At 58.5% G+C, this 6,709-nt stretch carries 5 protein-coding genes and 1 pseudogene; 3 read left to right on the plus strand and 3 right to left on the minus strand.

The window, feature by feature from the left end; genetic code table 11:
* Positions 1 to 15 precede the first annotated feature (15 nt).
* From DIE12_RS32970 to DIE12_RS32980, 3 genes are all read right to left on the minus strand, one after another.
* A complete protein-coding gene (locus tag DIE12_RS32970) occupies positions 16 to 1,290 on the minus strand; it encodes a phosphopyruvate hydratase (RefSeq protein WP_124489024.1) in 1,275 nt (424 codons plus the stop codon).
* Between the two features lies 1 nt (position 1,291).
* Positions 1,292 to 2,701 carry a glycerate kinase gene (locus tag DIE12_RS32975; protein ID WP_124489025.1) on the minus strand — a complete coding sequence of 470 codons (1,410 nt, stop codon included), beginning with the start codon at positions 2,699 to 2,701 and terminating at the stop codon, positions 1,292 to 1,294.
* Between the two features lie 257 nt (positions 2,702 to 2,958).
* Positions 2,959 to 4,362 (minus strand): PLP-dependent aminotransferase family protein, encoded by a 1,404-nt coding sequence (locus DIE12_RS32980; RefSeq protein WP_042972937.1) that lies wholly within the window; start codon positions 4,360 to 4,362, stop codon positions 2,959 to 2,961.
* A gap of 161 nt (positions 4,363 to 4,523) precedes the next feature.
* Here DIE12_RS32980 and DIE12_RS32985 point away from each other — a divergent pair, with 161 nt between their 5' ends.
* From DIE12_RS32985 to DIE12_RS32995, 3 genes and pseudogenes are all read left to right on the plus strand, one after another.
* Positions 4,524 to 5,297, plus strand: coding sequence for an aldolase (locus DIE12_RS32985; protein ID WP_124489026.1), 774 nt, complete (start codon positions 4,524 to 4,526; stop codon positions 5,295 to 5,297).
* A gap of 97 nt (positions 5,298 to 5,394) precedes the next feature.
* Positions 5,395 to 6,531: a branched-chain amino acid ABC transporter substrate-binding protein gene (locus tag DIE12_RS32990; protein WP_124489027.1), complete on the plus strand. Its 1,137-nt coding sequence runs from the start codon at positions 5,395 to 5,397 to the stop codon at positions 6,529 to 6,531.
* Positions 6,532 to 6,605: 74 nt separating this feature from the next.
* Positions 6,606 to 6,709 (plus strand): annotated as a pseudogene (locus DIE12_RS32995) (branched-chain amino acid ABC transporter permease); the annotation flags it as partial.

Raw genomic sequence — 6,709 nt, forward strand, 5'->3', positions numbered from 1 at the left:
ATCCCGACTCAGTGGTCAGAATCGGAGAAGTGGTGAAATGTCGTAGAGGCGGCAACCCGGGCTTCGCGCATTTGCCCGCAACAGAAAGTTGAGCTTTTCGATCCGCTCGCCGGAACGGGGGGCGCCATTCTTCTGGAGCGGAACTTCGAGGCCGACCGAAAAATCCATCACGACGTCATCCACGACACCACCGGAGCGGCCCGAGGGCACCGCGATCATTCCGTGTTGCAGCGCAAATCGATAGGCGTCCATCGCCTCCGTGATCGTTCCAACCTGGTTCGGCTTCAACACGAACCCGTCCACGGCACGAGTCTCGAAAGCCCGCTCAAGTAACGGGAGACTGGTGACCGTGAGATCGTCGCCCAGAATGATCGATCGTCGAATTTCTCGAACCGCCGTGCTGTAACCTTCCCAGTCGTTTTCATCGAGCAAATCCTCGATGAAGACCAAATTGAATTTCTCGGTCAGGAAGCGGGCATAGGCAATGAGTTCGGAGGTGGACACCCGTTTGCCTTTCAGCAGATACGTGCGGGTTTCCTTGTCGTACATCTCGCTTGACGCGCAATCGAGCGCAAACGCGATCCGGCCTGTATAGCCACAGGCATCGATGGCCTTTTGCATCAGCGTCAACACGACTTCCGGGTCATCCGAAGGGGCGGCGTAGCCATAGGAACTGGCGACTTGAGGTTTGTGGCCCAGATATTCGGTCAGTACATGGCCAAGCTTCTGAAACACGGCCACCGCCATTTCGATGGCGAAGTCGACACTGTCAGTGCCGTACGGCACGATCAGGAACTCGTTGAACGGCTGGGTGAGCCCATCGTATCGTCCGCCGTTGATCACGTTGAAGCATGGGACCGGCACGGTCCTGATGTCGCGGCCGGCGATGTAAGCGTACAGCGGAATCGATCGGGCATTCGCCGCCGTACGGAATGCCGCGATGGATACCGAGTAAATCGTGTTTCCGCCGAGGCGGGACTTATTGGGTGTGCCATCGAGCGCGATCATTTTTTCGTCGATCGCTCGCTGATCAAACACGTTCATGCCGATCAGCGCCGGACCAATTACATTGACCGCGTTGTCGACGGCGTTATGAACACTGAGCCCGTCGTAGGTCGCTGGATCGCCGTCCCTCAGGACGAACGATTCGTGCATCCCGACGGAAGTGCCGGTGGGTGCCGCACCTCGACCAACCGCACCGCTTTGGGTGCGCACCTCGACTTCGACTGCGGGCCGGCACTTGCAATCGATGATCTGAAGTGCCCGGACGGATGTGATCTTGTCTTCCATGTCACTTGCTCCCGTTCGGTTCAGGAACATAAAGGATGTTCAAGTCACACAGATTGGTACCGGTGTTGCCGGTGAAAACGGCGGAGTCGATCGACTCGAGTGCTTCGAAGCAGCTGTGCTCGCGCAGTGCCTGATAGAGGTTGACTCCCACTGCGGCAGCCGCGGTGAAGCTGGTCGAGTCCGTCATGCCTCCCGCCACCGTCGCCGTGCCGTCCGTGCCTTCGCTGTCGATCGACAGCAGGCAGGCACCCGTGGTTTTGGCCGCCGCGATAGCGAAACTTGCGGCCATTTCCTGGCCAGGCCCGCCGTGCCCCTTGATCACGCTGTTATCGTCGATAAGCGTCGTCACCTCACCGGAGCTGAGAAGCACACACGGGGGCTTGATCGGGTTGCCGTACGTCTGGATTTCGCGCGCCATCGACGCGAAGAAGGTGCCGGCGTCGCGACTTTCTCCTTCAAGGAACGACGACACGATCATTGCGGGGATACCCATCTCCTCGCAGACTGCCTTGGCGTAAATGCAGGAGTCGGGCAGCGTGTTGAGCAGGAAGTAGGTATTGTCCGGAAAGGCCTTCGGTGTCTCCGCGTCGGGGCCTGCGTTCATCAGATAGTCGACAACGCTTTTGGGCAGGCGATCGGCCACATTGCGATTGACGATCGTGGCGCGAGCGTCGTCCAGGGTCGTCATGTCGGGACCGATCGGCGTGCTTTTGTAGGCGGCGTAGGGCACTGAAATGTCGCCCGTGGCAGGCGATCCGACCGCGTCGCTGATGCCGAAGCCGATCAGTTCGGCACCCGTGCGCTGGATGCGCTGCGCCAACATCCCGCCGTTCAAGGCCGAGATGTGCCGGCGCACGGCATTGATCTCGTAAATGCCTGCACCGGATTTCAGCAGCACGTCCGTGGTATCGATCTCGTCCTGCAGGCTGATGCCTTCGATCGGACAGGACATGAGCGCCGAACTTCCGCCGCTGATCACCGCGATGAACAAGTCGTCTGGTCCGGCCTGATCGACGAGTTCGATGATTTGCTTCGATGCCCGATGGCCTTCTTCGTTCGGGAGGGGATGGCCGCCGACGAACACCTCGGTCTTGTTGAAACGGTCCGATTCTTCCCGGATTTTCACGATGGCAATACCGTGCGTCAGGTGATCGCCCAACACATGGTCGACTGCCATTGCCATGTGGTTGCATGCCTTGCCGGCGCCGACCAGATAGACGTTTCGCTTGCGCGAAAGGTCCCACGAGCGCGTTCCGATATGCAGTACGCTACCTTCCATGCGCATGATGCTGCGAATTCGCTGGTAGCTGTCGAGCCTGTCGAGTGTCCGGTCCGCGATCTCGAGTACGATCTGCCGTGACGAAACGACGCCATTCGAGAGGAGTGCTTCGTAATTTCGTATCTTTTTCATGCTGAAAATTGATCGGAGTTACCGCCGCATCGAAATCATGAACGACGTGTTGTCCGTCAATTTATGCAATCGAGCTGAACAGATACATGCACACTGCGGTGGATCGCTAGATAACTGTAGAGGCCTTGTTGCCTGCACAGTTGGATCCGCGCACGGCGTGGACGCTAGCTCATGCGCGTACCGACTCGAGCGGGTTCGAGAAATCACCGGTTCGTTGCGCGACGCCGATTCCCTGGCGGCTTGGTGACGAGACCGGGTCAGTGTGCAATGGCATGCGCCAGAAACGCATAAAGACGATCGAAGTTGCAGTGCGCAACATTGAATCGCAGCCAACTACTGGTTGGATTGGTGGCGTAGAAAAGATTGCCTGGCGCCAGAAGAATCTTGTGGTCGACAGCACGTACAGCGAGTTCGGCCGAATCGCAATTGATTCCCGCGGGCCGTGCCCATACGAACATTCCGGATCGAGGTTCGCAGAACACTTCAAAACCGATCGATTCAAGCCGGCGACAGGTCCGTTCCTGCGCGGTAGCGAGACGATCGCGCAATTGCTCGGCCTGCTTCCTGAAGTGTCCTTCGGACAGCACTGCATGTGCCAGTTGCTCCGTGATCGTCGGCGTCGACATTCCGGACACCAGCTTCTGGTAAAGCAAACCCTCGAGAAGCGCGGGCTCCGCGGCCACGAATCCCACGCGCAGGCCGGCACCGATGGTCTTTGAAAAGCTGCCGACATAGACCACTCGTTTCAATTGATCCATGGACGCGAGCGCGACTGAATTTCCGGACACCAGACCGGCAGAGACGTCGTCCTCGACGATGATGCAGTCGTAGCGCTCGGCAAGCTTCAGGACCTTGAATGCCGATGCCGAGCTGTAGCTCGCACCGGTCGGATTATGCAACCGCGTATTGGTGAAGAACACTTTGGGGCGATGAGTCTCGAACGCCTGCTCCATCGAAACGACGTCCGGACCGGTGGGTGTCATCGGAATCCCGACTGCCTTGATCCTGCGCAATCGCAATGCAACGAGCAGATCGCTGTAGCAGGGCTCGTCTACCAGCACGGTATCGCCCTCGCGCGTAAGGTGACGAATGGCGAGATCCAGCGCCTGGTTTGCGCCCAGCGTAGTGACGATGCCCGTGGAACTTGCCTCGATCTCGTGTTCCGCAAGTTGCCGCACGATTTGCTCACGCAACGGCTCATACCCCTTTGCGTGCCCGTACCCCAATAACGATCGCGGCTGCGCCGCTACCTGTCTTAGCGCCCGCCCAAGGCCGTCCGCGTCGAACCATGCCTCTGGAATCCATCCCGAGCCCGCGTGAATCGTGCCTTCCGTTCCCTCCAGAACGTTACGCAGCGACCATCCGTTCGTGAATTCCTCGTTGAGTTTCTCGATGGTCGGAGGTATCTCGCTACGGCTTCGATCCGCGACATAAAAGCCGGATCCACGCCGTGCCATCAAGACGCCTTGCGCCACCAGGCGATCGTATGCTTCGACGACCGTAAATGTCGACACGCCATGTGCCTCGGCGAATACGCGGATGCTCGGAACCTTGGCCCCGGACCGCCAGGTTCTTTCGTTCACCGTTGCCGTCAGCCCGGCCACGATCTGTTGAACCAGGGACGATTCCCCTTGGGGATCGAGCGTCAGTATCGGTTTCATCGCCGCACCTATCACATCAAAAATACCGGCCCATATAACCGTGCAGGCGACGAACCCAATACAGTTAGTCACCCTCGTTTTAAAGTGTACATGTATCCGTGCAGGTTTGATTCACTACATTGAAGGGGAATCGCATACGCATACTTGCACTGGACGACCCCATGGCACACGCCACCGATTTTTTTCCTGGATCGAAGACCGATGAGCTCGCGAATGCTCGCGACGATCTGGCCGCGGCATTTCGCATTGCCGCGCGCCTCGGCTTCCACGAGGGCACATGCAACCATTTCAGTCTCTTGCTCCCGGGCAGTCGGGAAACGTATCTGATCAATCCGTTCGGACTCAGCTTCGAAGAGATCCGACCGGCTGATTTGCTGCTCGTCGATTCCGCCGGCTCGGTAATCGACGGAGTCGGACGAGTCGAGAAAACCGCGCTCAACATCCATTCCCGAGTTCATCGCGCCTCGCCTGATGCCGCATGCGTACTTCATACGCACATGCCTTATGCCACGGCACTGACGACGCTCGACGGCTTTCGCCTCGAAATGTGCCATCAGAACAGCCTTCGCTTTTTCGATCGCATTGCCTACGACCGTGATCATTCGGAATACGGAGGACTTGCACTCAGCGAACAGGAAGGAGACCGGATTGCCGCCGCGTTGTCTTCCAGGCGTGTCCTGATGCTCGAGCACCACGGCGTGATAGTCACGGGCCCTTCGATTGCCGCGGCACTCGACGATCTCTACTACCTCGAACGAGCCGCCCAGGTCCAAATCCTCGCGATGTCGAGCGGGCGTCCGCTGAAACGCGTGAGCGACGAACTGGCTCGCCGGACTTCTCGTGAATTCGCCCGTGATCGAGATGAATATGCACGACTTCATTTTCGTTCGCTCAAGCGGCTTCTGGAATCTGCAGAACCGCACTGGCGGGACTGACTATCCCACGTCAAGCGCAATCGGCCATCTAGTGCCAGCGCTCCTGACGCTGCAACCATGTCGCCTACCCAATTTGCCCACGCCACGGAGGTTTCACATGAAGTACTGTCACAAACTCACCATCGCCACCCTGTTGCTCGGGGGAATCAGCCCCGCATTGATTTCTGCCGCGCATGCGGATCAGACTGTCAAGATCGGTGTCGCGGGCCCGTTGACGGGCGGCCAATCGAATTTCGGCAAGGACGATGAGCGAGGCGTGCGGCTGGCGATTGAAGAGCTGAATCGGACGCCGATCGTCGTCGACGGTCAATCCATCAAGTTCGAAATGCTGTCCGAGGACGATGCTGCAGATCCCAAAACGGGCGTCTCTGTCGCTCAGAAGCTCGTCGATTCGGGTGTGAAGGCGGTCATCGGCCACTACAACTCCGGCGTGACCATTCCCGCGTCCCGCATCTACAACAATGCGCGTGTTCCGATGATTACCGGCGCCGCTTCAAATCCGGCGATCACGCAGCAGAGCTTCCCGTATGTCTTCCGGCTTGCGGCCAATGACAACGTGATGGGCGCACGCATGGCCGAATATGCGGCAAAGGTATTGCATGCAAAACGCGTGGCGGTGATCGACGATCGCACGGCATACGGATCAGGCGTAGCTGACGTGTTTGCCGCGACGGCGAAGAAGAACGGTATCGACGTCGTCGCCAGGGAATATTCCAACGACAAGGCAACGGACTTCAACGCGATTCTGACGCACATCAAGGCTCAGCGCCCGGACGCGATCTTCTACGGCGGGTACTACGCGCAGGCAGCCGCCATCGGGCGACAGTCCAAGCAGTTGGGTCTTGCGGTTCCGGTGCTAGGCGGGGACGGGATCTGCTCGGTCGATATGCCGAAGCTGGCTGCCGGAACGCTGAATGGGCGGGGGTATTGCGCCGAAGGCGGCGCACCGCTCGCGACGTTGCCCGGTGGTCCGGAATTCGCGGCGCGGTATGAAAAGCAATTCGGTGTGAAGAACGATGTTTACTCGCCGGCATTCTATTCGGCCACGATGGTGGTCGCGCAGGCGATGAAGGCGGCGAATTCGACGGACCCCGAAAAGTTCGTTCCGATGCTCAAGCAAATCCAGTTCTCGACGCTGGTCGGAAAGGTCGCGTTCGACAAGAACGGTGAATGGATTGATGCGCCGGTGACCGTGTACAAAGTGTCGGGCGATAACCTCAGTCCGACGCAGTGATACTTCGAGCGAGAACGACGAGTAATCGGCGTTCTCGCATGCCGATCCAATAGTAATCAACTCTTGGGAGTGACATGGACATTTTTGTCCAACAAATTCTGAACGGGCTGGTGCTCGGCAGTGTGTACGCCATCATCGCGTTGGGTTACACGATGGTGTACGGCATTCTCGGCATCAT

It is taken from the genome of Burkholderia sp. Bp9015, assembly GCF_003853505.1.
Classification (GTDB): domain Bacteria; phylum Pseudomonadota; class Gammaproteobacteria; order Burkholderiales; family Burkholderiaceae; genus Burkholderia.

Bases quoted from the DNA above. Each gene is read 5' to 3' on its own strand.
- DIE12_RS32970 (WP_124489024.1), bottom strand. From the start codon at position 1,290: ATGGAAGACAAGATCACATCCGTCCGGGCACTTCAGATCATCGATTGC.
- DIE12_RS32985 (WP_124489026.1), top strand. From the start codon at position 4,524: ATGGCACACGCCACCGATTTTTTTCCTGGATCGAAGACCGATGAGCTC.
- DIE12_RS32980 (WP_042972937.1), bottom strand. From the start codon at position 4,362: ATGAAACCGATACTGACGCTCGATCCCCAAGGGGAATCGTCCCTGGTT.
- DIE12_RS32990 (WP_124489027.1), top strand. From the start codon at position 5,395: ATGAAGTACTGTCACAAACTCACCATCGCCACCCTGTTGCTCGGGGGA.
- DIE12_RS32975 (WP_124489025.1), bottom strand. From the start codon at position 2,701: ATGAAAAAGATACGAAATTACGAAGCACTCCTCTCGAATGGCGTCGTT.